This is a genomic window from bacterium Unc6 (assembly GCA_013626165.1).
Taxonomy (GTDB): Bacteria; Omnitrophota; Gorgyraeia; order Velesiimonadales; family Velesiimonadaceae; genus Velesiimonas; species Velesiimonas alkalicola.
The window spans coordinates 56,739-78,421 of sequence record NDHX01000006.1; the positions used below are offsets into that span (position 1 = coordinate 56,739).

The following is a 21,683-nucleotide window of genomic DNA, read 5'->3' on the forward strand; positions in this document are numbered from 1 at the left end:
TTTTAATGCGGATGGCCGTGGGCACCGAAGTCAATAGCCGCTTTCTGGAGTTCAGCTTTCAGGTGAAAACCACCTTTGGTCACTACCTGTTCACCAAGTTTAAGCCCGGCAATCACTTCTGAAAACTCCTCCCCTGTCGTTCCTAATTTGATTTCCCTCAGTTTGTATCTGTTGTCCCCTATTGGTATGAAAACAATTTCTTTGTTTTCCCATCTTTGTATTGCTGAATTGGCAATAGATACCATTTTGTGAGGAGCCGTGTAAATTATATCTCCTGTAACAAACTTACCGAGTTTCAGCGTGTGGTCATAGTTATCAATATCTACCCTTATTTTTATAGTTCTTGTTCTCCTGTCAACCCGTGGAGAGATGAATGTTATTTCACCGGGGTAAATCTTGCCGGGATATGCACGGGTTTTCACTTTGACTTTTTGTCCCAATTTTACAATGGCTATATCTTTTTCATAGACATCAAAACTTGCTTTCATCGTAGATATATCGGCTATTGTGAAAAGAGAAGTAAGCATGTCCACTTCTTCTCCCTCAGAAATACGTTGTCCTATAATTAGTGTCCCACTGGGAGATTTTATCTCTTCAATTTTCCCGTCTTTACTGCCTTTGACAAGTGCCAGTAAAGTTCCTTTTTCCACATTATCCCCCAAACCAACTTTAACTTCAACTATCTCACCCGGAATATTGGAAGTGACATGGAATAATTTCTCGCTATCCTGGGCTATCTCTCCGGTAATTCGTAGACTTTTCTTTATATGCCGCATAGCAACCTTATCTGTTTTTAATCCTATCATCTTCTTGCCCCGAGTAGATATTTGGACAACACCTTCCTCCTCGTGCTCGTGATGAACTCCTTCATCGTGCCTGTGTGGATGTCCCTCTTCAAAACACCAGCAATGGCAGCCCTCTCCATGTTTATGCGGATGCTCCTCTTCCCTGAATCCTCTCCACACTAATATTCCCACAATTAAACAAACTATACCTACAATTAACAGCCACGGCCAATAAGACCTTTTCATAGTTCACCTCCTGTTGTTTTTTCTAAAATCGCCAACTTTGTTTGATGGTCAAGTATAGACATAGTGTACCGTCCCATAAGTCCCTTTACATTTGTCATTGCGAACAAAGTGAAGCAATCTTGTTTTCTGAACCAAAAAGTGAGATTGCTTCGTTGCATCGCCCCTCGCAATGACAGCCAAATGTCAAGAAACGTTAGGGACACTACACTAGTGCTCGTGATGAACTCCTTCATCGTGCCTGTGTGGATGTCCCTCTTCAAAACACCAGCAATGGCAGCCCTCTCCATGTCTATGCGGATGTTCCTTTTTTCTTTCAGCTTCAGCAATGGCATAGGCGCCTTTGGTCACAACGCGCTCACCATCGGATAGACCAGACAAAACCTCTACAAAGTCATTATCTCTGTTGCCCAGTTCCAGATAACGTTTCTCAAAGGTTTCGCCGGCTACCTGGACGAAAGCTACTGGCTTGCCGTTTTCATCAATCAGAGCCGACTCTGGTACAACCAAGGTCTCCTGTCCTATCGCTTTTCGTCGTCCCACAGGTTCGGCCCTGGTTAGCATTTTCCATTGCTGTTCCTTGAGAAAACTTATGCCAGCGATCTCTTTAGGAAATGGAGCACGGTCAACTTCTTCATGGGAACCATATACCTCAAAAGGCGGCAGTTCGACGAGATGATCTTTGCCTTCAAGGGGGATAACCAGCGACAGACTCCACTCACCAGGTAGTGGAAAAGTTAGTTCTGGAATGTAAATACCGTCTCTAACCGGAGCCCGTGCGATATGCTTGTCCGGTGTCTCGGAGCCGCGACGCAAAATGAAAGTAACGGGTCCTTTTCCCCGAGGCTTAAGTGTTTGCAGGTCGGAGACATGGGTGATAAATTTGGTTGGTGTATTTGCCACGATAAATGCATGCTCAAGGAAAATTTCGAATCGCTCGGTCCAAACCGTGACCTGGGACGATTTTTCTGCGCCATGACCAATATGGACAGGATGCTCTGCGTCATGTTTGTGTGCATCTTCCTCCTTCCCTTGTTGTTCGAAACAATAGCAATGGCATACCTCTCCGTGTTTATGCGGATGCTCCTCTTCCCTGAATCCTCTCCACACTAATATTCCCACAATTAAACAAACTATACCTACAATTAACAGCCACGGCCAATAAGACCTTTTCATAGTTCACCTCCTGTTGTTTTTTCTAAAATCGCTAACTTTATTTGATGGTCAAGTATGGACCTAAAATAACTCAATCGAGTCCCTTTGAATGTTGTTAGAACTTCAAGATAGGTTAAAAAATCGGTTTTTCCTTCCGCATATTGCATCTCAATCAGCCTGATTAATTCGCTTCCTTTCTTTACAGATTTTTCCATCAGTGCCACTTGCCTATCAGATAAAACAACCTCCCCAAAGGCATTGTTAACTTCTAATTCTATCTGCCTTTTGAGGAAATTTATTTGATATTCTATCTTTTGTGACTCATTTCTTGCCTCTGCAATCTCACCTTGTTTTCTATACCAGAAAGGTAAAGGTATTCCCAGGGTGACTCCCAATCTCTGTTCTCTGTCTTCCCGTTCTGCCCAAAAACCGACGGAGGGGTTAGCAAACCTCTCTTTTCTCATCAATTTTACCTCCATATTTTTTGAATCAAGCATCAGTTTTTTAGCCTTAAGGTCTGGCCTGTTTATCAAAGCATTTTTTATAAGCGTGTCTAAATCAAACCGCCTCTCTTTATAAACAAATTCATCGGTGCAAACGAATTTATGAGAGACCGATCTCCCGAGTAAAATATTTAATTTTGCCTTATTAAGAGAGAGATCTTTTTCGGCTACTAATAACTCATTTTGAGCGTAAAACATCTCAATCTCCGCCCTGAGTAATTCACTCCTTAAAACTTCTCCAAGATTAAATTTCTCCCGGACTTTATCCAAAAATTTCCTGGTTAGATTTAAAGACTCCTCAGCAAGTTCCTCTATTTTTCTTGCCAACAATATCTGAGCATATGATTCCTTAACCTTAAAAGAGACCCCCAAGTGGATTAACTCCAACTCACTTTCGTAGATTTTAATCTCATTTCTTGCCATATTTCCCCGGAGTGTTCTTTTCCCAAAGAGTTCCAATTCTTGACTGACTTCAACTTCTACACCTCCGGAAGGATTTTTCATTACCGTCTCAAGTTCAGGATTAGGATAAGCCAAAGCCTGAACAACTCTTGCCCTTGCTGATTCAATATTTTTTTCTGCTGTCACTATTTCAGGATTATTTATAAAAGCGATTTTCAATGCCTCTTCCAAAGAAAGTTTTTCCAACTCTTCCCCTCCGGCTATCTTAATATGGAAGGACATCAATGTTAACACGATAAGAACGACCTTCATCACAACCTCCTCTGGTATAATCTTCACCCTAGACATCCTAGAGCGAATTGGTTAGTAAATTGTTAGATAACGATACATTAAGTATACAACTTAATGTATCGTTAGTCAACACATATTCTTTCATATTATTTTTGACAGTATCTAGCGGGGAGAGGCAAATGCCTCTCCCTTTGTTTGCTTTATTCCATTGCGTTCAAAACTTCTTCTCTTTCCGTCTTTGACAGCGACAAACTTGTTTGTATTTCGTCAACAATTTTTGTGCCTTCATCAGAAAGAGCAAACTTAATGAACTCTTTTACTAATCCTTTTGGTTTACCTTTGACAAAGAAATAATTTTTTCTTGTCACCGGGTATCTACCTGCACGGATTGCTTTGATTGCGGTTTCACGGTCGTTGTAAATTTCATCCGGGTCAGCGAGACCATTTTCATTGGAATCAATTGGAACTAACTTCACACCTTTTACTACTGTCCCTTCCCTTGTAAAGACAAAACTAAAGTTAGAATATCCAATCCCAATTGGGTCTCTTCTAGATGCTTCAAGTAATCCTGGGTCACCAAATATACCCACACCACGCAAATCTTCTTGCTTCTTACCTAAGTATGCTGCCCAAGTTGCTGCCGCACCGCAAGAATCAGAGCGGGTATAGACATGGATTGGTCTACCTACCTTCCGTCCAACTACTTCATCCCAAGTAGTAATTATGCCGCTGATATAAATGTCAATCCAGGTCTGTCTCTTTACACCTTTTTTTAGAAGGTCTTGCAGTACTGGATTTTTATCACTTATCGTTGGATATACTGCATCATGCAAAATGTAAATTGGCACTATCCCTTTCTTAATCTCTGCCGGGTCAGGGTCACGAGAGACCATTCCGATATCAACTAATCCGGCAATCGCATCTGCCGCGCCTTTTCCGGCGCCGCCGGCAGAGACATCAATTCTCACACCGGGGTGTTTTTTCCGGAATGCTTCCGCCCAAGCAACCGCAGTCGGATAAATTGCCCAGGCTCCCGATAACGTTACCGTTCCTTTGAGTTCTTTTTCCTGACTAAACCCAATTTTTCCGCTTAACAACAAAACAACTATTAATAAAATATTTATCATTTTAGTCATCTGATTTCCCTCCGTTTTTTATTTTTCCGATCATCTGCTCATCAATTTTACTATTTTGTTTTATTTCCATATTCTTAAATATTATATTTTGTGATTTTTGGTTTCTCTACCACTCAAATCCCATCTCCATCTACATTTTTCAAAGGCCGCGTATGGATTCCGCATTCGCCGCCGCATTTGCTTGTGCCAACCCAGCGTCCGGCACGCTCATTTTCGTCGGTGGTAATTTGCGTGCAGGTAAAACAATCAAGAGAGCGGTAGCCTTCTTGATAAATCGGATTTACCCGCACAGAATATACTGCCAGATATTGCCAGACCTCCCGTTCTTTCCAGATTAAAATCGGATTTAATTTAAGCAACCCTTTATCGCGCTCCTCTACCTCTTTATAATCGGTACGGGTGCGGCCTTCGGTGCAACGTAAACCCGTTACCCAGCAGGTCGCCTCCATCTCTCTAATTGCGCGACTGGTCGGCTCTACCTTTAATAAATCGCAGCATCGGTTTGGATCTGTCCGATACAGCCCTTCGGGAATATCCGCATCATTCTTATAGATTTTTAGTTCCGGATATCTTTCAACCTCCTGGAACATAAATTCAATGGTCTCTTTGTGTTGGAATCTGGTGGTGACAATAAACCCTCTTATTTTGGGGCTGACACGCTTGGCTAGATCCCATACCGCCACTGAATCTTTACCCAGGCTGTTGGCCACAACCAATCCGTCACCGTAAACTTTTAATGCTTCGGAGATGAGTTCAATTGACCTGTCCACTTTCTGCTTGAAACTCAATGTTTCCACCAACACCTTCACATCAGCAGTTTTTGCCTTTTCTAACAATCCCATTTTAACTTCCTCCTTTTTTGATTATTTTGTCTATTATATTAGTAGACAAATATGGTAAAAAAATTACGACAGCGCCTTTGCCAAATCATCTTTTAAGTCAATTTTATTTTCAATGCCGACGGATAGACGGATAAGATTTTCTTTTATCCCCCGTTTTGACCTCTCTTCTGCAGATAGAGAACTGTGAGTCATTTTTGTAGGATAACAGGCGAGCGATTCAACCCCGCCCAGCGACTCCGCCAGCAGGAACAATTTTAATTTTGATACGAATTTTTCAACGGCGGGAAAGCCGCCTTTTATCTCAAAACTTATCATCCCTCCGAAACCGCTCATCTGTTTTTTTGCAAGATTATATTGTTTACTACCCGGCAATCCCGGATAATAGACTCGTTGTCGGGCTGACTAACCTTCAGTTTTTGCCAGCGCCTGCTCCAAATCCTCGATTATATCCTCGATATTCTCCAATCCCACGGAGAGTCTCACCAGGTTATCGAAGATACCCACCTTCTCCCGGAACTCCTTCGGCATCGAGGCATGGCTCATGGTAGCCGGGTGCTCTACGAGGGAATTAGCGCCGCCAAGGGACTCCGCTAGAATGAATAGCTCGACACCTCTCAAGAACGAGTTAACCTCGCCATTTATCTCGAAGGACACCATCCCGCCGAAACCGTCCATCTGCCGGGCGGCGATCTCATGACCCGGATGAGACTTCAGTCCGGGATAGAATACCCTGCTTACCCGGGGGTGTTTCTCCAGAAATGAGGCGACCGCGGCAGCAGACATCGCATGCTGCTTAACCCTCAAAGGCAGGGTCTTGATCCCGCGAAGCACCAGCCAGCAGTCAAAGGGTGAGGCACAGGTGCCCAGAGCATTCAAGAGAAATTGCACCTTTTGGGTTAGATCATCGGTAGCGGTCACTATCGCCCCACCGACAACATCGCAGTGGCCGTTGAGATACTTGGTAGTAGAATGCACCACCAAATCAACGCCATACTCAATTGGCCGCAGGAAACAGGGCGTGGGAAAGGTATTATCCGCCATGGTCAACAGATTATGCTTTCGGGCAATATCTACCACCATCTCTACATCCGTGATATTTAGCAGCGGATTGGAGGGGGTCTCGATCCATATCATCCTGGTATTGGGCCTTATGGCATCCTCGATCTCCCGTCTGTTATTCAGACGTAGGAAGGTAAACTCCAATCCGAAGTTGGTCATCACATCTTGAAACAGACGGTAGGTTCCGCCGTAGATGTCATCTCCGGAGATCACATGGTCTCCGGCCTTCAGCAAATATATTGCGGTGGCTTCGGCAGCCATGCCGGTGGCAAAGGCAAATCCCGCCTTTCCGCCCTCGAGCCTGGCGATGGTCTCCTCCAACACCTTCCTGGTGGGGTTGGAGGTGCGAGAATAGTCGTAGCCCCTGGTCTTGCCCACATCCTCAAAGGCAAAGGTGGAGGTCTGATAGATCGGTGTGATTAATGCGCCGGTGGTGGGATCGGGCTTTTCGCTGCCATGAATCGCTAATGTTTCGAATCTCATATTTCTTCTCCTTCCTTTTCTCTTTGCAGGGGGGCTTCTCTATCCCCACTGAAGCCTCCAACATCTCCGGTCGCCTTTCGAGCCTGTCCTGATACTCATCAGCACCGGTCCGATCGCCTCAGCCGTGGGATCGGGTAGCCTTTCATGCAGTTGCTTCCGAATCGAAAGAGAATAACGGAGTGGACACATATCTCTCACCCGAGTCAGGGAAGACAACGACAATGAGTTTCCCCTTGTTTTGCGGCCTTTTCGCCACCTGTAAAGCTGCCCACATGGCTGCCCCCGAAGATATGCCACAGAGTATCCCTTCTTCTTTAGCCACTCTTCTGGCTGTAGTGAAGGCATCTTCATTTGTTACAGTGATGACCTCATCAAGAATTTTGCGATTTAGCACCTTCGGCACAAAACCAGCGCCAATCCCCTGTATACGATGCGGTCCTGGTCTACCTCCGGAAAGCACCGGAGATGCTTCTGGTTCCACCCCGATTGCTTGAAAAGAAGGCTTGCGCTTCTTAATTACCTCCGATACCCCGGTAACCGTCCCTCCTGTACCGATACCTGCAACCAGGATATCCACTCTACCACCGGTATCCTCCCAGATTTCCTCCGCCGTGGTTAGACGATGGACATGTGGATTAGCCAGATTTTCAAACTGCTGGGGGACAAAGCTGCCCCGGATCTGGCGATGCAGCTCCTCTGCCTTGCTAATAGCGCCCTTCATCCCCTCTGAACCTGGTGTAAGTACAACCTCAGCCCCTAATATCTGCAGAATCTTCCGGCGCTCTATCGACATCGTCTCGGGCATAGTTAAAACCAGGCGATATCCCATGGCGGCGCAGGCAAGAGCCAACCCAATCCCGGTGTTCCCGGAGGTAGGCTCTATAATCACCATCCCCGGCTTAAGCAACCCCACTCTCTCTGCTGCCTCGAGCATGGCTGCGCCGATTCTATCCTTCACGCTGTTTAAGGGATTAAACGACTCCAGCTTGGCTACTACCTCGGCTCCGCAATCGCGTGTCAGCCGATTTATCCTGACAAGAGGAGTGCAGCCAATTACCCGGGTTATATCCTGGTAAATCTTACCTCGAAAATTCTTCTCCCGAATCGGAACTTCATCCGGAGATTCAATTTGATTTATGTTCATCCATCTTCTCCTCAATTAAATAACATAATCTAAAGCCTCGCCAATAACATCGAAGCGATAAATCTGGAAAATACGGTTCTCCAACTCCACTAATTCTTTGTTGCCACGCATTCTCGGTCTGGGGACATCTACGGAAATGATATTGCGGACCGTACCCGGCTGAGGTGAAAATACGATTATGCGGTCAGCAAGATATACCGCCTCCTCAATGTCATGAGTTACGAAAACGACAGTCTTTTGCATAATTTTCCAGATGTTTAAAAGATCATCCTGTAGTTTTTCCCGCGAAAGAGCATCAATTGCCGCAAAGGGCTCATCCATCAGGATAATCTTTGGTTCCACCGAAAGAGCCCTAGCCAGGGCAACACGCTGACGCATTCCTCCTGAAAGTTGGGAGGGATATCTATTTTCAGCACCGCTCAAACCCACAAGGCTTAAGTACCTTCTAGCCAGTTGCTCCCTTTCCCCGCTCAATACACCACGCAGTTTCAAGGTAAAAAGCACGTTTTCTAATGCGGTCATCCATGGATAAATACTATAATCCTGGAAAATCATAGCAATATCAAACTTCGGGGTGTCTCGAAACAGGTTATTGGCGATCGGTGACAGGAAGCGGTATTTCTTTTGATAAGCATCCATTTCCTTGCGTGTGTGAGGGAGTGGTTCTAATACCATCTTATCCTGCATGTAGACCTGTCCCTCAGATGGGGCCTGTAACCCTGCCAGGATTTCCAGGAAAGTAGACTTGCCGCAACCGGTAGGACCAACGATAGCCACAAACTCGCCATCTTCGATTTTTAATGAGACGGATAAAACTGCAGTATTCCCCTCGGCTATTCCATTAGGGTTAATTACTGAAAAGAACTTGGTGATTTCCCTGGCTTCGATCATGGCTGATTACCTCCCCGCCTTCCAGAAAGCGAGTTTAAGTTCAAGGTGCTTCATGATTTCAATGAGAAACCAGCCCATAAAACCCAGGGTAAGCATACAAACCACCATCCTGTCTATGCGAAAGAATTCCTTGGATTCCACCAAAAGCCAGCCAATGCCATTAGGGGCGCCGTACATCTCGGCTATTACCAGCATCACCAGCCCCAGGGCTATGCCGATTTTAATCCCCATAATCACAGAGCCAAGCGCAGCAGGAACATAGACATGCTTAATCAAAGTAAATTCACTGGCACCATAAACCCGCGCCGAGGCAATATACCTTGGCTCAGTATCTTTCACCGCCTGATAAGTGTTAAAAAGAATGGGATAAAAAGCACCCAGGAAAACCAAAAAGGTCTGCATTGGCAGCCCCACACCAAGGAAGATAATGGTAATAGGCACCCAGGCTGGCGGCGGAATCGGAGCCAAAATCTGGAAGAGTGGCAAGCTATGCCGACGGAGAAACATATTCCAGCCCATCAGAATCCCTATTGGAAAAGCGAGCAATAAGCCCAAAACTAAACCTGAGAAGAACCTTAAAAGGCTGCTACCAAGGTGTCCCATGAAGTCATGCTCGACGAGAAGGTCCCAGAAGGTAAGGGCAACGGTCGACGGTGGGGGTATCAAGGTCTGTGGGACAACGCCAAGACGAGGAAGGAACTCCCACAACAAAAGAATAGGAACGGCCACGGTAAGGAATTCGCGGGTAATAATGCTGCCAAAGGAATTTTTAGCAAAAGTCCGGAACTCTTTCGTTACTAAGTTTAACCCCTTTGTTTCATAAGTAATAGTCCTGCTTACGGCTGTTTCTTCCACAAGTAATCCTCCCTAAATTCTTGCTCTTTGTCATTCCCGCGAAAGCGGGAATCCAGGAAATGGCCAGGGATTCTGGATTGTCCGGTCAAGCCGGACAATGACTACTTGGTGATTTTAGTATCAATAACTAATTTTGCAAGGCACTAATTCTTCTCAATCACGGTCACGTGTCCGTCCTCTTGAATCTTAATTTCCACAGGTCTCTCAGCAAACCCCCAGGTTATCCCCTTAAACTCTTGCGCAAACATCCTGTCCCCAGGGTTTTCCTTGATATGACCTAACTCGACCAAGTCATCCCCCAACTGCTTGTAGCCCTGTTCATTTATGTAGATGGTGAACCCTAATCTTGGATTGCCATGTCTAATGGCATCTTTGGGCGCCCCTGTATATTTATGGGCGATCTCGACGATAACATCTGCTTGAGGTCCCTCCTTACGGATGATAGCATTAGCTTCATTTACCGCCTCGACAAACCTCTTCAGTGCATCGGCATCGCTTGCCAAAAATCCCGCTCTTGCGTTGATAGTACGGCAGGGGATAGCCAGAGAAACTTCTCGGAAAAGCACTCTGAATCCTTTCAATTCCACTATGCTGGCATGAGGCTCTTCCAAAATTGCGCCGTCAATCTGGCCTGCCTCAAGGGCAGCAATTGCCGGTCCTCCGGCAAGCTTTACCAGGTTAAATTCAGCGCCTTCCCCTCTTGCTGCTTTGGTTATGCTAATTACCGCTTCACAAGCTGGCGATATCCCGGCAATGTTCTTCCCCTTCAAATCTCTCAGTGTTTCAATGGGTGAACCAGCGGGAACAACCAAAACTGAAGTGCAGGGCTCTTTAACCTGAGCAATTATCTGCATAGGTGCACCGCCAGCTATGGCGGCGATGGCTACTGTGGGACAGGACCAGAACACATCTGCTGCCCCAGCAACCACAAGATCCCTGGCTGCAGACAGGCTTTTGACGGGCTGAATCTCAACTTCCAGGCCATGCTTTCCAAAAAGCCCCTTCTCCTGAGCGACATACAGGTTTAAATGATGCGTGGACCAAGCATCAGCAACAATGATTTTGGTTAAAACATCTTCTGGGTCGCCAACAGGAGCTGGCCGAAACCAGTCCGTGACCAAAACCATTCCAACCACAATCACCAATACTAGCGTAACCGCCAGACTAACCCACAACCACTTTTGATTTCGAGTAGCTTTATTCATTTTGACACTATCCTCCTCTCTTTACATTTACAAATACGGCTCTTCTCCCAAAAGTGTAGTTATCCACAGGGTAGTATCCCCCTTTATGGGCAATGTAGTGTAGATGGGCGTCCGAGAACGGGAGAAGCCCCTGCGCTATGCCTACACGGGCATAAAGCCCTACACTACCTCTACTATTTTTGGAGAAGATTTACAAATACTTTCGGGCTCTTTTTTCGCGATGAGGAATATTCCTACCGATGCAAACAAGTTTGGAAATATCCTCACCTTTTTATTTTTCCCGATAAAAAAGGATTTTTCTATTCTGATGTCTCTCCTGCGGCAATATTCAATAAAATCCGAAATGCTTAAAAAATGGAGATTGGGCGTATTGTACCATTCATAAGGCAGAGAAGGCGTGACCGGAACTTTGCCTTTAAAGAATATCTGTAAACGCGCACTGTAATAGGTAAAATTAGGGAAGCTAACTATAACTTTTCTACTTACCCTCAGAGATTCCTTCAGAACAATTTCAGGCTTCCTGACCTCCTGAAGGCTCTGGTTTAAAATTACATAATCAAAAGATTTATCTTTATACTCGGACAGTCCGGAATCTATGTCTCCATGAAATACGCTTAAACCCCGGGCTACACATTTATATATTGCCTGCTCGTCTATTTCAATGCCCTGACCGCGTACGTTCTTCTCCTTGATCAGAATATACAAGAGCTCTCCTGTCCCGCAGCCAAGATCTAAAACTTTTGATTGCTGCTGGACTAAACCGAGTATTATTCTATGATCCGGGCGGATATTCTCATATGTCATAGCTTCCTGTTACCTCATATTCATAAAATACTTTTTTTAAGAAATGTGAAATCAGGTGCGTTTCTTCCTCAACTTCCAAAAGAAAAGCGTCATGTCCGTATGTTGAATCAACTTCGCAATATGTCGCCTCTATCCCTGAAAGCTTGCAGGCTTTGACTATTTCCTTTGACTGATATGCCGGATACAGCCAATCTGATTTAAAGGCAATAACTAGCACTTTCGCCTTTATTCCCTCTAACACTTCCTGAAGGGACATACCATTTGATGCATCGAAATTATCAATGGCCTTGGTAATATAAAGGTAAGAGTTAGCGTCAAACCTTTTGACAAAATTGTCGCCGCGATAGCGCAAATACCCCTCTACCTCAAAATCAGCAGTGAATTTGACGTTTTGGGCATTATTCTTTTTTTGTCTTCCGAACTTTTCAGTCATGGAAACATCGCTCATGAATGTTATATGGCCAATCATCCTTGCCACTGCTAGGCCCTTGGCTGGCAGTGGCCCGTCGTAGTAATTCCCCGACTTCCAGTACGGATCAGCCATAATTGCCTGCCTACCTACCTCATTGAACGCAATCTGCTGAGGAGAATGCCTTGCAGCTGTGGCAATTGGTATTGCGCTGCGGATCCTCTGGGGATATCTCACCAGCCACGACAAAACCTGCATTCCCCCCATTGAACCGCCTACAACTGTCAATAATTTCTCAATACCTAAATAATCAATAAGCTGCTTTTCGGCATTAACCATATCATTTATGGTAATAACCGGAAAATCAAGAGCGTAAGGCTTACCGGTTTTGGGATTGACGCTTGAGGGACCGGTAGAGCCTTTGCATCCGCCTAAAACATTTGAACAAACTACAAAATACTTTTCCGTGTCAAATGCCTTGCCCGGGCCGACCATAGCATCCCACCATCCCGTGTTATTCTGCCCTTCATGCACACCGGCTACATGCGCATCGCCTGAAAGCGCATGGAGAATAAGAATGGCGTTAGATTTTTTCTCGTTTAATACACCATAGGTCTCATAGGCAAGAGTAACAGGTGCAAGCTTCTCTCCACTCTCGAGTGGAAGGCTATCAAACGTAACGTATTGCGTCTGAGCAACCCCAACGCTATTCTCCCTTGATTCTCTTCTTTCCTCTGTCATACCTTAACCTCTTGGAAAAGCCATGTAGTAAGATACCGTTCCCCTGTATCAGGGAGGACTACCACAATGAGTTTTCCTTTGTTCTCTTTTCGCTTGGCAACTTCCAATGCGGCCCATAGAGCTGCGCCGCTTGAAATACCGGCAAGGATCCCTTCTAATTTTGCGAGTTGCCGGGCAATCTCTCCGGCGTTTTCATTAGAAACCTGGATGATCTCATCCACGACATCTCTATTTAAAACCTGAGGGATAAACCCTGCGCCTATTCCCTGGATTTTATGCGGCCCGGGTTTACCACCGGATAAAACCGGAGAAGCTTCGGGTTCAACTGCGATTGCCTTAAAATCCGGCTTTCTTTTCTTAATTACTTCGGAGACTCCCGTGATTGTTCCTCCATTACCAACTCCTGATACGAGAATATCAACCTTTCCATCAGTATCGTTCCAGATCTCCTCGGCAGTTGTTTTGCGATGGATCTCAGGATTAGCAGGATTATTGAATTGCTGCGGTATAAAACTGTTTGGGGTAGACTTGGCTAACTCTTCAGCTTTTTCCACTGCGCCTTTCATCCCTTTTGTGCCTTCGGTTAATACAACCTCTGCCCCGAGGATTTTAAGCAGCTGCCTGCGTTCGATACTCATCGTCTCAGGCATAGTCAAAATCAATTTGTAGCCTTTTGCCGCAGCTACGAATGCCAGAGAGATTCCCGTATTGCCACTGGTAGGTTCAATAATCTACGGTGTCTTTTTTAAGCACACCCCTGCGCTCTGCGTCTTCAATCAGCGATACTCCTATACGGTCTTTCACGCTTGAAAGCGGATTAAACGACTCTAACTTCGCTACTACCGTAGCTTCTACTCCATTGGTAATACGGTTAAGTTTTACTAAAGGAGTATTGCCTACGGTTTTTGTAATATCAGAATATATCCTACCCATTGTCATCCTCCTTGCCACAAGGGCAACACCCGCGCAATTCCAATAAGCGCGGGGTGTCTTATGCTGTTTTAGCTAATGCCTGCTCGATATCGGCAAGGATATCGTCAATGTGCTCAATGCCAATGGACAGGCGAACAAAATCCTGAGTCACCCCGGTTGATAACTGCTCTTCGTCAGATAACTGCTGATGTGTGGTAGTCGCCGGATGAATGGCAAGACTTTTAGCATCACCGACATTGGCCAAGTGCGATATTAATTGAAGCGAGTCAATAAATTTTCTTCCCGCTTCCAACCCTCCTTTAATTCCAAAACCTAATATTGCACCCGCTCCTTTTGGTAGATACCTTTTAACCCTTTCTCTTTCGGGACTATCATCCAAACCCGGATAATTAACCCAGCTTACCCTTGAATGTTTCTTCAAATATTTCGCTACTGCAAGCGCATTTTCGGAATGCCGCGGCATCCTCAGGTGCAAGGTTTCTAACCCCTGCAAAAACAGAAAAGCGTTGAACGGTGAAAGCGCCGGACCAAGATCCCTTAAAAGAGTAACCCGCGCCTTGATGATATAGGCGATATTACCAAGCGGCTTAAGCGCTTCGATGAAATCAATTCCATGATAGCTTGGTTCGGGTTCAGAGATAAGAGGGAACTTACCGTTATCCCAATCAAACTTACCGGAATCAACGATTACCCCGCCGATGCTTGTGCCGTGGCCGCCGATAAACTTGGTCGCCGAATACACAATGATATCTACTCCAAAATCAAACGGTCTTAATAAATAAGGGGATACCGTATTGTCCAAAACAAACGGAATGCCGTTCTTATGGGCAACCTTGGATATTCCTTCCAAATCCGCGATGTCAAGTTTGGGATTACCTATGGATTCGGCATATAGTGCTTTCGTCTTTGGGGTTATCGCTCTCTGAAAAGCCTCAAGGTCATTGGACTTAACAAATTTGACCTTTATTCCTAAGCGCGGGAAAGTATAATGGAATTGATTATACGTTCCGCCGTAGAGGTTATCTGCCGAAACGATCTCATCACCTGCCTGCGCTATATTGAGGAGAGCGAGTGCCTGCGCAGCCTGCCCGCTCGCCACAGCAAGCGCTCCGACGCCACCGTCCAGAGCTGCCATTCGTTTTTCAAAGACATCGGTTGTCGGGTTCATTATCCTTGTGTAAATGTTCCCGAATTCTTTCAGTGCAAAAAGATTCGCCGCATGCTCCGTATTTTTGAACTGATAAGAGGTCGTCTGATAAATCGGCACAGCCCGCGCCCCCGTCGTCGGGTCCGCAACCTGTCCTCCGTGCAACGCCAATGTTTCTGTTCTCAAACCCTCATTTTTTTCCGTCATTTTTTCCATCCTCCTTTTGACATATAAATATAGTTGAGATATTACGTATAAATGATGTTTATATATAGTAAGCAAAAAAAATTAAATCTGATAAATCATAGCACCCTCCCTGCTCCTGGTTTTATTTGCTATATCTTCAAAATTTACTTTATCCAACACCTTAACTATAGAATCCTCCACCTCTTTCCAAATAGCCGTAAATACAGATTTTTTCTGGGTTGCAGTATCCGCCAATTGCAAGAGAGGGCCTTTAACCTTGCGCATCATTTCGCCTAAGCTTATTTCACGAGGCGCCTTAGCCAGTCTATATCCGCCCTGTTTTCCTCGCACGCTTTCTACTAACCTTGCGTTTTTTAACTGAATTAGAATCTGCTCCAGATACTTAATCGGGATATTTTGTTTCTTGGCTATCGTAGATATCCGAACCGGCTCTCTGTTCGGCCAGTATAAGGCTAATTCTAAAAGCGCCTTACAGGCATAGTCGCTCTCTGCTGAAATCCTCATTTTATCCCCATCAACTTAATATTAGTAAGCCTATCAACATAGTAAAGTATACAGTATATTTTTTATTTTGTCAAGAAAAAATATTTATTTTTTTATGTTATTATGAATGGGCTAAATAACGAAAGGCACTTAGACTGGCTTTTGACCCTTCTCCGGCGGCAATAATTATCTGTTTCTCTGGCACATCCGTAACATCGCCCGCAGCAAAGATGCCGGGGATATTGGTTTCATTATAAGGGTTTACCCTGATTTCGCCAAATTGATTTTTTTCTACATCTTTTGCAAATTCGGAAGTTGGGATAAGACCGATTTCTACAAATACGCCTTCTACGGATAATGCCTCTTCTCTATCCTGCCTTTTTATTTTAATCCCGCTAACCATTCTTTCCCCGAATATTTTTGTTACCTGAGCATTATTTAAGACCGTTACAAATTTAGCATCTTCTACTTTTTCCCGCATTACCGCATCACCACCTAAAGTGGGAGTATTATTAATTAAATAAATCTGCCTGGCTATCTTAAGTAATTGCAGGGTAGCATCTAAGGCAGAATTTCCGCCGCCAATAACCGCAACATCTTTACCCGTAAACAGTGGCCCGTCGCAGGTAGCGCAGTAAGTCAGGCCTTTGTTCTTAAATTCTTTTTCTCCCGGCACATTCAGCTCTCTTGACCTTTTTCCAGAAGCGATGATTGCAGTCTTGGCTTCATAAGTATCTTTGTTAGTCTTCACCCAAACTTTATCTTCTTTCTTTTTAAGCTCTACGACCTCTTCGTTTTCCTTTAGGGTAATCTCAAATTTGTGCATATGTTCCTCAAACTTAGCTGCCAAATCCGGGCCAGTGATAAACTGATAACCGGTGTAATTCTCTATATCACCACTTAACGCTGCCTGTCCCCCGATATCTTTGGTAATCACCAAGAAATTCATTCTTTTTCTGGCAGCATAAACAGAGGCGGTAATCCCTGCTGGTCCTGCACCGATAATAATTAAATCATACATATGGGGGTATCCACTTGACTCACGTTACCACATGGTGTAATACATGCTGTTGTGGACGCCAATGATTTTTCAAGAACTTTGATGGAATTTGATGAATTTTTCGGTACAGAGGAAGCATGTTGGAGCTATTTGCTTCGTGTTCGCTGGCCGCATGGCTAAGGTGGTCCCTTACTGGCGTCTTGTCGGTCCCTCGGCACCAGATAGGCCATTGCATATTCAGTTTACGTGAGTCAAATGGATACCCCATTTCATACATTTTATAATCCCAGAGCCTCTTTTATTCTTTCTTTGTCAAAGCCGACAATAATTTTACCGTCGATATCTAAAACCGGAACTCCAATCTGACCAGATTTTTGGATCATCTCTTCTCCTGCTTGTTGGTTAACAGACACATCTACATCCTCATAAGTGATATTGTTGTCTTTTAAAAATTGTTTAGCACGAATGCAATAAGGACAGGTAGAGGTAGTATAAATCTTTACTGACTTTGCCATCTTGCTTCCTTAAAATTAAAAATTCTTTTTTAACTCCACCAGTTGCCTGAGATGACTTTGCTCCTGGCTAATCAATTCACTAATTACCTTTGGGTCATGCTCTGGCACTACCTTCTTCATCCCTTCGTAAAAAATAATGGAATCCTTCTCAAAGCCTATGCCTAAATCTACTGCTTCTTTGTCTGTCTTTATTTTTTGGGCGATTTCTTTACCTTTATTTTCTTTAGTAAACACATATTCAGAAGCAAAGGCATTCATATAGGCAAAATATTCTACAGGATAACTTTCAGGCGGCTGGTATTTTTCTACGGAATCCAATATCTTCTGAAAGACAACAATGTGTTTTTCTTCTTCACCTGCCAGATACCTAAATAGTTCTTGGACTTTTGCTTTCTTTGATTGTTTGGTTAGGGTATTATAAAAATCCCTGCCGTTTTTCTCAATCTGAATGCCCAATTCTACTACTTCACTTGCGGAAAAAATATTTCCCATAAGTTTAAGCTTCCGGTTTTATATGCCTTGGCATAAGGTCAACAATTTCTTTTACCTCTACTGCAATCAAATATTTTTGGTTTGGGCAAAAGTGCTTCCGGATGGTGCTGGATTCACTAAATCTCTACTTCACTCACCCAGTGGCCGTGAAGATTGCAGTTTTCCAGAACTAACAGTTTTCCAGAATTTACTTTCAAATGTATCCCCAAAACAGGATTGAGTTTCTCAGGGGTGAGATGGTAACGGCCAATAAATGCGCGGTCTAAATAGATATCCATATACATAATGTAGTGTTTTGTCTCCATAGGATGCAGAATCTCGCCGATTTTGATATTTGCATCCACGCAGCCTGAGCCCACCAAATCGCAAGTCTTGGTAATCTTAATCTGAGGAATATGCTTCTTTTCTAATTCGTTTAGGTTTTTCGAATCAACCGGTCTTTTAATCGCAGTATTGTCCATCTCAAACGCCTCTTTCTTTGCTCCACAGACCGGACATACATCGGGAGGCGAACCAAATGCTACATAACCACACTTACCACAGACAAATGTATCCATCTCCGTCTCCTTGATTTTTATTCTAATAAATCTTCAAACATATCCTCATGTTTTATCTCTTCTGACAAGATATGACCAATAAGTTGATAGGTAGCATGGTCTTTATCTTTAGTTTTCTCTGCCAATTTATTATAAACCTCAATTGCTCCTGCCTCGGCATCCAAGACAACCTTAATAATTTTGTCATAATCAGCCGTATCTTTGGGTGGCTTAGGGTAAGGGGCATTGGCATTCTTCTCTAATTCAATTGGGTTAGCTAAAGGAAGTCCGCCTAACTCCTGGATTCTGTCGGCAAGTTCACCGGCGTGTTCTTCTTCCTCCTTGGCAATCTTGGCTAAAAATTCACTTATATCCTCATAACCTTTACCGGTAACTGTTTTTGCCATATACCAGTAGGCATAATAAGCAAGCCACTCATCACAATAGGCCTTATTTAAATCCTTAATTAAATCACCCACATCAATCCCTACGATTTTTATTCCTTGTTTACCCATTTTTTAGACCCTCCTTTCTTGTTTTAAGCAACTATTTCTTGGGCTTCATTTCATAACCACAACAGATGATATCGCAAGTATCCACACAACCGCAGACATTATCCACTGTAACCACCAAACCACAAGCATCACAGGTATAACGGCTACCTTTCTTTGCAGTTTTGGTTGCTTTTTTTGTCCCGCATCTCTTTGCCATTTGTATTCACCTCCTTCCTAAACTTTCTCAAACAAATCTTTACCTACTCCACATTGTGGACAAACCCAACTATCCGGTAAATCCTCAAAGGTAGTGCCTGGGTTTATACCGTTATCCGGGTCACCTTTTTGCTGGTCATAAATTGTCCTGGCTTCAAGATGTTGTTACCTGTCTGCGTGCCTGCCTGTGCCAGCACAGCAGACAGGCGAAGACGCACAGGCAGGCGGTATCCTATAGCCGTTCTTCTTTAGTTTATAGCCTTGGTGTGTTCGCCTGCCTGAGCGAGAGCGCTCGCAGACAGGTCTGTAATTATAATAATCCATGAAGTTATCCAGGTCAACCTGAAGTTCTTTTATGCTCTCATAGCGCTTCTTTCTAAAGGCAACAGAGTAGAACTGTAACTATTCAGCCCCATAATAATGATAACGTAACAGTTTAGTTTCTCCAAAAGCTAGGTTCAGTATACCACATTTCATTAAACCTGTCAAGCACAATTTTTGGGGAAACTTAACTCGATTCATGGTGTAATTATCCTAACACATATCTCAGGTTCATGTCAACCCTGTTAGAGAAACCAATATCTATAAACACTTTTGGCATCAAGCAATTCTCTAACAGGGTCAATTAACATGTGTTTTTGCGCCTGGACATCGTGACCACCCCCTCCTGCCTGGGGCAGACAGGTAGAGCTTTTAAAGATGTTTTGAAGTCTTACCTGCCTGGGGCAGACAGGTAAAATGAATATTGTCTCTTTTAAAGTTTTATCAAAAGACTAAAGGGGATTTCCGATGTCCCAGATTACCTATTGCCAGCTCTACCATAATGAATAGGATAAAAGCAAGAGAGTTTCTTTTAAGTACCTTAAATAAGAATAAAGGAAACATTTCAAAGACCAGTAGAGAACTAACCTGTCTGCCCCAGGCAGGAAGGAAAAGTCATTTACCAACGGTTTTGCCTTTATGATATTAGTTCAACTTTGGTTAAGAGCCTTTGGTTTTTATCAAAAACTCTACTTCCAGACAGACTGGGGAGAAGAATTTGGAGGAAAAAGTTTCACTAAATTAGAGAATCTTCAGAAAAGATACTTTTCTCCCTTAAACATCCAGTTATTAAGAACCAGAAAGTATCATTGGTGGGTTATGGTGTTAAAAAAATCTATATCCTTAAACTCTTAAGCAGTTCTTCTTTTACTGACAGGGCTAAAATAGTATTGCGTGAAGTAGCATGAGGTTTCGCATAAATAATTACTTAAAAGAAAAAAGCCCCCAAATCGCAAATCGCAAGTGTGTAGTAGCGATTGCCTTTATAGCAAAGACACTCTTTCCCTTCCTGCAAGACCACTATGCCCTGAAAGAACAGTTGGAAAGTGAAATTAGAAGGTTACTACCTCAACCTCAACCTTAAAGCGGGATATATTTTAAGTCTGATTTTTAATCCGCAACCTTTATAATCCTTGCAGGCGTGGTATATAGATTCGCTCCTAAGTGATGTAAGGTCTTAACCTTCTCAACGTCCAAAAACTCACTAAATAATCCTTCCTCTACCTGGACATAAACTACCTCACCCAAAAATATCGAATGGTCTCCTCCAGGATAGATTTTTTCTACCTTGCATTCCAGATGAGCAAAACACTCAGCAATTAAGGGAGGGCTAACCTTCTTGGCCTTTATGGGAGTGAGCCCAAATTTTTGAAACTTATCCACTTCTCTTCCCGAGACAGTTCCACAAGCGTGTACTTTTTCTATTAAATCCTCTCCTGGCACATTTATTACAAACTCTTTGGATTCTTTAATCAACTCATGGGAGAAGTGATTCTTGTGGATACAGATGGCTACCAGAGGCGGATTGTGTGATACCGGAGTAACCCAGGCCAAGGTGACGATATTTGTCTTATCTTTATATTGAGAGGTAACCAGAACTACCGGTCCGTGATTAATCAAACGATTTGCCCGAGCCAAGAGAATTTCAACCTCCAATTTATACCTCAATCTTACTAAAAACCAAAATTTCGTCTTTAGGCAAGCTCTGCCCATCTGCTCTCAAGGCCAGAAGATGAGATTCTATCGCTTCTTTTGTATTGGTTAAAGTTTCCTCCACTGTCTCACCTTGAGAAAAACAACCCGGTAAAGCAGGAACCTCCACCCAAAAACCTCCTTCTTCAGCCCGATGCAATATTACTGTATATTCCATACCCCCTCCTCATAAAAGATTAGAAAATCGTTCTTCTGTTAAGCCTGCTTTTCGAATAGCGGCCTTTAATAACCCAATTTTTAACTCCTTTTTCCCGGGAATAGTAATAATTAGCCCATTAGGCATTTTTATATTTACATGATCCCCCTTCCCCGGCCTCTTTTCCCCACCTGCCCGAACAAAAGCCTCAATCGCTTCCTTTCCCTTAATTCCTCTTAGTTCTCTACCCATCTTATTCCCTTCTATTAAGTTACATCATACATACCTAATGTGTCAAGACATTTATAAAAATGGTGTATCAAATCCTCAAGACTGACTTTTATTTCTTATACCCTACGGGCATTACTGCCAACGGCTCTAAATTCTTGGGCAGACCTAAAACTTTCTTGACTGCCGAATCGGAAAAGGCACCGACGATTACTGTGCCCAGTCCTAACTCTTCGTGAGCTCTACCCCCCCTTACCAGAACACCAGTGCACCGGAGCACCAGTCACCAGTTAACCTGTCACCAGTCATCTGTT

General features: G+C 43.9%; 30 protein-coding genes and 1 pseudogene. 3 read left to right on the forward strand and 28 right to left on the reverse strand.

Features of this window, described 5'->3' with window-relative positions:
• Positions 1-2: 2 nt before the first annotated feature.
• From B9J78_03765 to B9J78_03880, 24 genes and pseudogenes are all read right to left on the reverse strand, one after another.
• Positions 3-1,031, reverse strand: coding sequence for a hypothetical protein (locus B9J78_03765; protein ID MBA2124035.1), 1,029 nt, complete (start codon positions 1,029-1,031; stop codon positions 3-5).
• Positions 1,028-1,264, reverse strand: a complete 237-nt coding sequence (locus tag B9J78_03770; GenBank protein ID MBA2124036.1) for a hypothetical protein — start codon at positions 1,262-1,264, stop codon at positions 1,028-1,030. Before B9J78_03770 ends, B9J78_03765 begins: the two co-directional genes overlap by 4 nt.
• Positions 1,239-2,204, reverse strand: coding sequence for a hypothetical protein (locus B9J78_03775; GenBank protein MBA2124037.1), 966 nt, complete (start codon positions 2,202-2,204; stop codon positions 1,239-1,241). The genes B9J78_03770 and B9J78_03775 overlap by 26 nt, the downstream gene beginning before the upstream one ends.
• On the reverse strand, positions 2,201-3,436 hold the full coding sequence (locus B9J78_03780; protein ID MBA2124038.1) for a hypothetical protein: 1,236 nt from the start codon (positions 3,434-3,436) through the stop codon (positions 2,201-2,203). Before B9J78_03780 ends, B9J78_03775 begins: the two co-directional genes overlap by 4 nt.
• 143 nt (positions 3,437-3,579) lie before the next feature.
• Complete coding sequence (locus tag B9J78_03785) at positions 3,580-4,515, reverse strand: hypothetical protein (protein ID MBA2124039.1); 936 nt, start codon at positions 4,513-4,515, stop codon at positions 3,580-3,582.
• Positions 4,516-4,628: 113 nt separating this feature from the next.
• On the reverse strand, positions 4,629-5,357 hold the full coding sequence (locus B9J78_03790; protein ID MBA2124040.1) for a hypothetical protein: 729 nt from the start codon (positions 5,355-5,357) through the stop codon (positions 4,629-4,631).
• Between the two features lie 63 nt (positions 5,358-5,420).
• Positions 5,421-5,729 carry a hypothetical protein gene (locus tag B9J78_03795; protein ID MBA2124041.1) on the reverse strand — a complete coding sequence of 103 codons (309 nt, stop codon included), beginning with the start codon at positions 5,727-5,729 and terminating at the stop codon, positions 5,421-5,423.
• Between the two features lie 30 nt (positions 5,730-5,759).
• Positions 5,760-6,899, reverse strand: coding sequence for a cystathionine gamma-synthase (locus B9J78_03800; GenBank protein MBA2124042.1), 1,140 nt, complete (start codon positions 6,897-6,899; stop codon positions 5,760-5,762).
• Positions 6,900-7,041: 142 nt separating this feature from the next.
• A complete protein-coding gene (locus B9J78_03805) occupies positions 7,042-8,043 on the reverse strand; it encodes a cysteine synthase A (protein MBA2124043.1) in 1,002 nt (333 codons plus the stop codon).
• Positions 8,044-8,058: 15 nt separating this feature from the next.
• Positions 8,059-8,934 (reverse strand): ABC transporter ATP-binding protein, encoded by an 876-nt coding sequence (locus B9J78_03810; protein MBA2124044.1) that lies wholly within the window; start codon positions 8,932-8,934, stop codon positions 8,059-8,061.
• Positions 8,935-8,940: 6 nt separating this feature from the next.
• Positions 8,941-9,789: a sulfonate ABC transporter permease gene (locus tag B9J78_03815; protein MBA2124045.1), complete on the reverse strand. Its 849-nt coding sequence runs from the start codon at positions 9,787-9,789 to the stop codon at positions 8,941-8,943.
• A 143-nt stretch (positions 9,790-9,932) separates the two neighbouring features.
• Positions 9,933-10,994: a hypothetical protein gene (locus B9J78_03820; GenBank protein ID MBA2124046.1), complete on the reverse strand. Its 1,062-nt coding sequence runs from the start codon at positions 10,992-10,994 to the stop codon at positions 9,933-9,935.
• Positions 10,995-11,153: 159 nt separating this feature from the next.
• Positions 11,154-11,798: a methionine biosynthesis protein MetW gene (locus B9J78_03825; protein ID MBA2124047.1), complete on the reverse strand. Its 645-nt coding sequence runs from the start codon at positions 11,796-11,798 to the stop codon at positions 11,154-11,156.
• Complete coding sequence (locus B9J78_03830; protein ID MBA2124048.1) at positions 11,788-12,948, reverse strand: homoserine O-acetyltransferase; 1,161 nt, start codon at positions 12,946-12,948, stop codon at positions 11,788-11,790. Before B9J78_03830 ends, B9J78_03825 begins: the two co-directional genes overlap by 11 nt.
• Positions 12,945-13,881, reverse strand: a pseudogene (locus B9J78_03835) (cysteine synthase A). Before B9J78_03835 ends, B9J78_03830 begins: the two are co-directional and overlap by 4 nt.
• A gap of 58 nt (positions 13,882-13,939) precedes the next feature.
• Positions 13,940-15,235, reverse strand: a complete 1,296-nt coding sequence (locus B9J78_03840; GenBank protein ID MBA2124049.1) for an O-acetylhomoserine aminocarboxypropyltransferase — start codon at positions 15,233-15,235, stop codon at positions 13,940-13,942.
• A gap of 81 nt (positions 15,236-15,316) precedes the next feature.
• Positions 15,317-15,739, reverse strand: a complete 423-nt coding sequence (locus B9J78_03845; protein ID MBA2124050.1) for a hypothetical protein — start codon at positions 15,737-15,739, stop codon at positions 15,317-15,319.
• 100 nt (positions 15,740-15,839) lie between these two features.
• Positions 15,840-16,739: a hypothetical protein gene (locus B9J78_03850; GenBank protein MBA2124051.1), complete on the reverse strand. Its 900-nt coding sequence runs from the start codon at positions 16,737-16,739 to the stop codon at positions 15,840-15,842.
• 19 nt (positions 16,740-16,758) lie between these two features.
• The gene (locus B9J78_03855; GenBank protein MBA2124052.1) at positions 16,759-16,995 is read right to left on the reverse strand and encodes a hypothetical protein; all 237 of its coding nucleotides are present in this window, start codon (positions 16,993-16,995) and stop codon (positions 16,759-16,761) included.
• Between the two features lies 1 nt (position 16,996).
• Positions 16,997-17,233 (reverse strand): NrdH-redoxin, encoded by a 237-nt coding sequence (locus B9J78_03860; GenBank protein MBA2124053.1) that lies wholly within the window; start codon positions 17,231-17,233, stop codon positions 16,997-16,999.
• A 15-nt stretch (positions 17,234-17,248) separates the two neighbouring features.
• Complete coding sequence (locus B9J78_03865) at positions 17,249-17,725, reverse strand: hypothetical protein (protein ID MBA2124054.1); 477 nt, start codon at positions 17,723-17,725, stop codon at positions 17,249-17,251.
• 116 nt (positions 17,726-17,841) lie between these two features.
• Complete coding sequence (locus B9J78_03870) at positions 17,842-18,282, reverse strand: hypothetical protein (protein MBA2124055.1); 441 nt, start codon at positions 18,280-18,282, stop codon at positions 17,842-17,844.
• A 17-nt stretch (positions 18,283-18,299) separates the two neighbouring features.
• The gene (locus tag B9J78_03875; protein MBA2124056.1) at positions 18,300-18,776 is read right to left on the reverse strand and encodes a hypothetical protein; all 477 of its coding nucleotides are present in this window, start codon (positions 18,774-18,776) and stop codon (positions 18,300-18,302) included.
• 213 nt (positions 18,777-18,989) lie between these two features.
• Positions 18,990-19,115, reverse strand: a complete 126-nt coding sequence (locus tag B9J78_03880) for a rubredoxin (protein ID MBA2124057.1) — start codon at positions 19,113-19,115, stop codon at positions 18,990-18,992.
• 601 nt (positions 19,116-19,716) lie between these two features.
• Between B9J78_03880 and B9J78_03885 the strand changes: the two genes are divergently transcribed.
• The 3 genes from B9J78_03885 to B9J78_03895 are packed head-to-tail and all read left to right on the forward strand — an operon-like array spanning position 19,717 to position 20,376.
• Entirely contained in the window at positions 19,717-19,935 is a 219-nt protein-coding gene (locus B9J78_03885; GenBank protein MBA2124058.1) for a hypothetical protein, read from the forward strand.
• Complete coding sequence (locus tag B9J78_03890; GenBank protein ID MBA2124059.1) at positions 19,932-20,147, forward strand: hypothetical protein; 216 nt, start codon at positions 19,932-19,934, stop codon at positions 20,145-20,147. Before B9J78_03885 ends, B9J78_03890 begins: the two co-directional genes overlap by 4 nt.
• Positions 20,148-20,196: 49 nt before the next feature.
• Positions 20,197-20,376 (forward strand): hypothetical protein, encoded by a 180-nt coding sequence (locus B9J78_03895; GenBank protein MBA2124060.1) that lies wholly within the window; start codon positions 20,197-20,199, stop codon positions 20,374-20,376.
• A 26-nt stretch (positions 20,377-20,402) separates the two neighbouring features.
• Here the strand turns inward: B9J78_03895 and B9J78_03900 are convergent, their stop codons facing one another.
• From B9J78_03900 to B9J78_03915, 4 genes are all read right to left on the reverse strand, one after another.
• Positions 20,403-21,005: a hypothetical protein gene (locus tag B9J78_03900; protein ID MBA2124061.1), complete on the reverse strand. Its 603-nt coding sequence runs from the start codon at positions 21,003-21,005 to the stop codon at positions 20,403-20,405.
• The gene (locus B9J78_03905) at positions 20,950-21,162 is read right to left on the reverse strand and encodes a HicB family protein (protein ID MBA2124062.1); all 213 of its coding nucleotides are present in this window, start codon (positions 21,160-21,162) and stop codon (positions 20,950-20,952) included. Before B9J78_03905 ends, B9J78_03900 begins: the two co-directional genes overlap by 56 nt.
• A 9-nt stretch (positions 21,163-21,171) precedes the next feature.
• Positions 21,172-21,393 (reverse strand): hypothetical protein, encoded by a 222-nt coding sequence (locus B9J78_03910; protein ID MBA2124063.1) that lies wholly within the window; start codon positions 21,391-21,393, stop codon positions 21,172-21,174.
• An 88-nt stretch (positions 21,394-21,481) separates the two neighbouring features.
• A complete protein-coding gene (locus B9J78_03915) occupies positions 21,482-21,652 on the reverse strand; it encodes a hypothetical protein (protein MBA2124064.1) in 171 nt (56 codons plus the stop codon).
• Between the last annotated feature and the right edge of the window lie 31 nt (positions 21,653-21,683).

Coding starts and splice junctions, on each gene's coding strand:
- B9J78_03765 (MBA2124035.1), bottom strand. CDS start 1,031: ATGAAAAGGTCTTATTGGCCGTGGCTGTTAATTGTAGGTATAGTTTGT.
- B9J78_03770 (MBA2124036.1), bottom strand. CDS start 1,264: ATGAAGGAGTTCATCACGAGCACTAGTGTAGTGTCCCTAACGTTTCTT.
- B9J78_03775 (MBA2124037.1), bottom strand. CDS start 2,204: ATGAAAAGGTCTTATTGGCCGTGGCTGTTAATTGTAGGTATAGTTTGT.
- B9J78_03780 (MBA2124038.1), bottom strand. CDS start 3,436: ATGTCTAGGGTGAAGATTATACCAGAGGAGGTTGTGATGAAGGTCGTT.
- B9J78_03785 (MBA2124039.1), bottom strand. CDS start 4,515: ATGACTAAAATGATAAATATTTTATTAATAGTTGTTTTGTTGTTAAGC.
- B9J78_03790 (MBA2124040.1), bottom strand. CDS start 5,357: ATGGGATTGTTAGAAAAGGCAAAAACTGCTGATGTGAAGGTGTTGGTG.
- B9J78_03800 (MBA2124042.1), bottom strand. CDS start 6,899: ATGAGATTCGAAACATTAGCGATTCATGGCAGCGAAAAGCCCGATCCC.
- B9J78_03805 (MBA2124043.1), bottom strand. CDS start 8,043: ATGAACATAAATCAAATTGAATCTCCGGATGAAGTTCCGATTCGGGAG.
- B9J78_03810 (MBA2124044.1), bottom strand. CDS start 8,934: ATGATCGAAGCCAGGGAAATCACCAAGTTCTTTTCAGTAATTAACCCT.
- B9J78_03820 (MBA2124046.1), bottom strand. CDS start 10,994: ATGAATAAAGCTACTCGAAATCAAAAGTGGTTGTGGGTTAGTCTGGCG.
- B9J78_03825 (MBA2124047.1), bottom strand. CDS start 11,798: ATGACATATGAGAATATCCGCCCGGATCATAGAATAATACTCGGTTTA.
- B9J78_03830 (MBA2124048.1), bottom strand. CDS start 12,948: ATGACAGAGGAAAGAAGAGAATCAAGGGAGAATAGCGTTGGGGTTGCT.
- B9J78_03840 (MBA2124049.1), bottom strand. CDS start 15,235: ATGACGGAAAAAAATGAGGGTTTGAGAACAGAAACATTGGCGTTGCAC.
- B9J78_03845 (MBA2124050.1), bottom strand. CDS start 15,739: ATGAGGATTTCAGCAGAGAGCGACTATGCCTGTAAGGCGCTTTTAGAA.
- B9J78_03850 (MBA2124051.1), bottom strand. CDS start 16,739: ATGTATGATTTAATTATTATCGGTGCAGGACCAGCAGGGATTACCGCC.
- B9J78_03855 (MBA2124052.1), bottom strand. CDS start 16,995: ATGTATGAAATGGGGTATCCATTTGACTCACGTAAACTGAATATGCAA.
- B9J78_03860 (MBA2124053.1), bottom strand. CDS start 17,233: ATGGCAAAGTCAGTAAAGATTTATACTACCTCTACCTGTCCTTATTGC.
- B9J78_03865 (MBA2124054.1), bottom strand. CDS start 17,725: ATGGGAAATATTTTTTCCGCAAGTGAAGTAGTAGAATTGGGCATTCAG.
- B9J78_03870 (MBA2124055.1), bottom strand. CDS start 18,282: ATGGATACATTTGTCTGTGGTAAGTGTGGTTATGTAGCATTTGGTTCG.
- B9J78_03875 (MBA2124056.1), bottom strand. CDS start 18,776: ATGGGTAAACAAGGAATAAAAATCGTAGGGATTGATGTGGGTGATTTA.
- B9J78_03890 (MBA2124059.1), top strand. CDS start 19,932: ATGATATTAGTTCAACTTTGGTTAAGAGCCTTTGGTTTTTATCAAAAA.
- B9J78_03895 (MBA2124060.1), top strand. CDS start 20,197: ATGAGGTTTCGCATAAATAATTACTTAAAAGAAAAAAGCCCCCAAATC.
- B9J78_03900 (MBA2124061.1), bottom strand. CDS start 21,005: ATGGGCAGAGCTTGCCTAAAGACGAAATTTTGGTTTTTAGTAAGATTG.
- B9J78_03905 (MBA2124062.1), bottom strand. CDS start 21,162: ATGGAATATACAGTAATATTGCATCGGGCTGAAGAAGGAGGTTTTTGG.
- B9J78_03910 (MBA2124063.1), bottom strand. CDS start 21,393: ATGGGTAGAGAACTAAGAGGAATTAAGGGAAAGGAAGCGATTGAGGCT.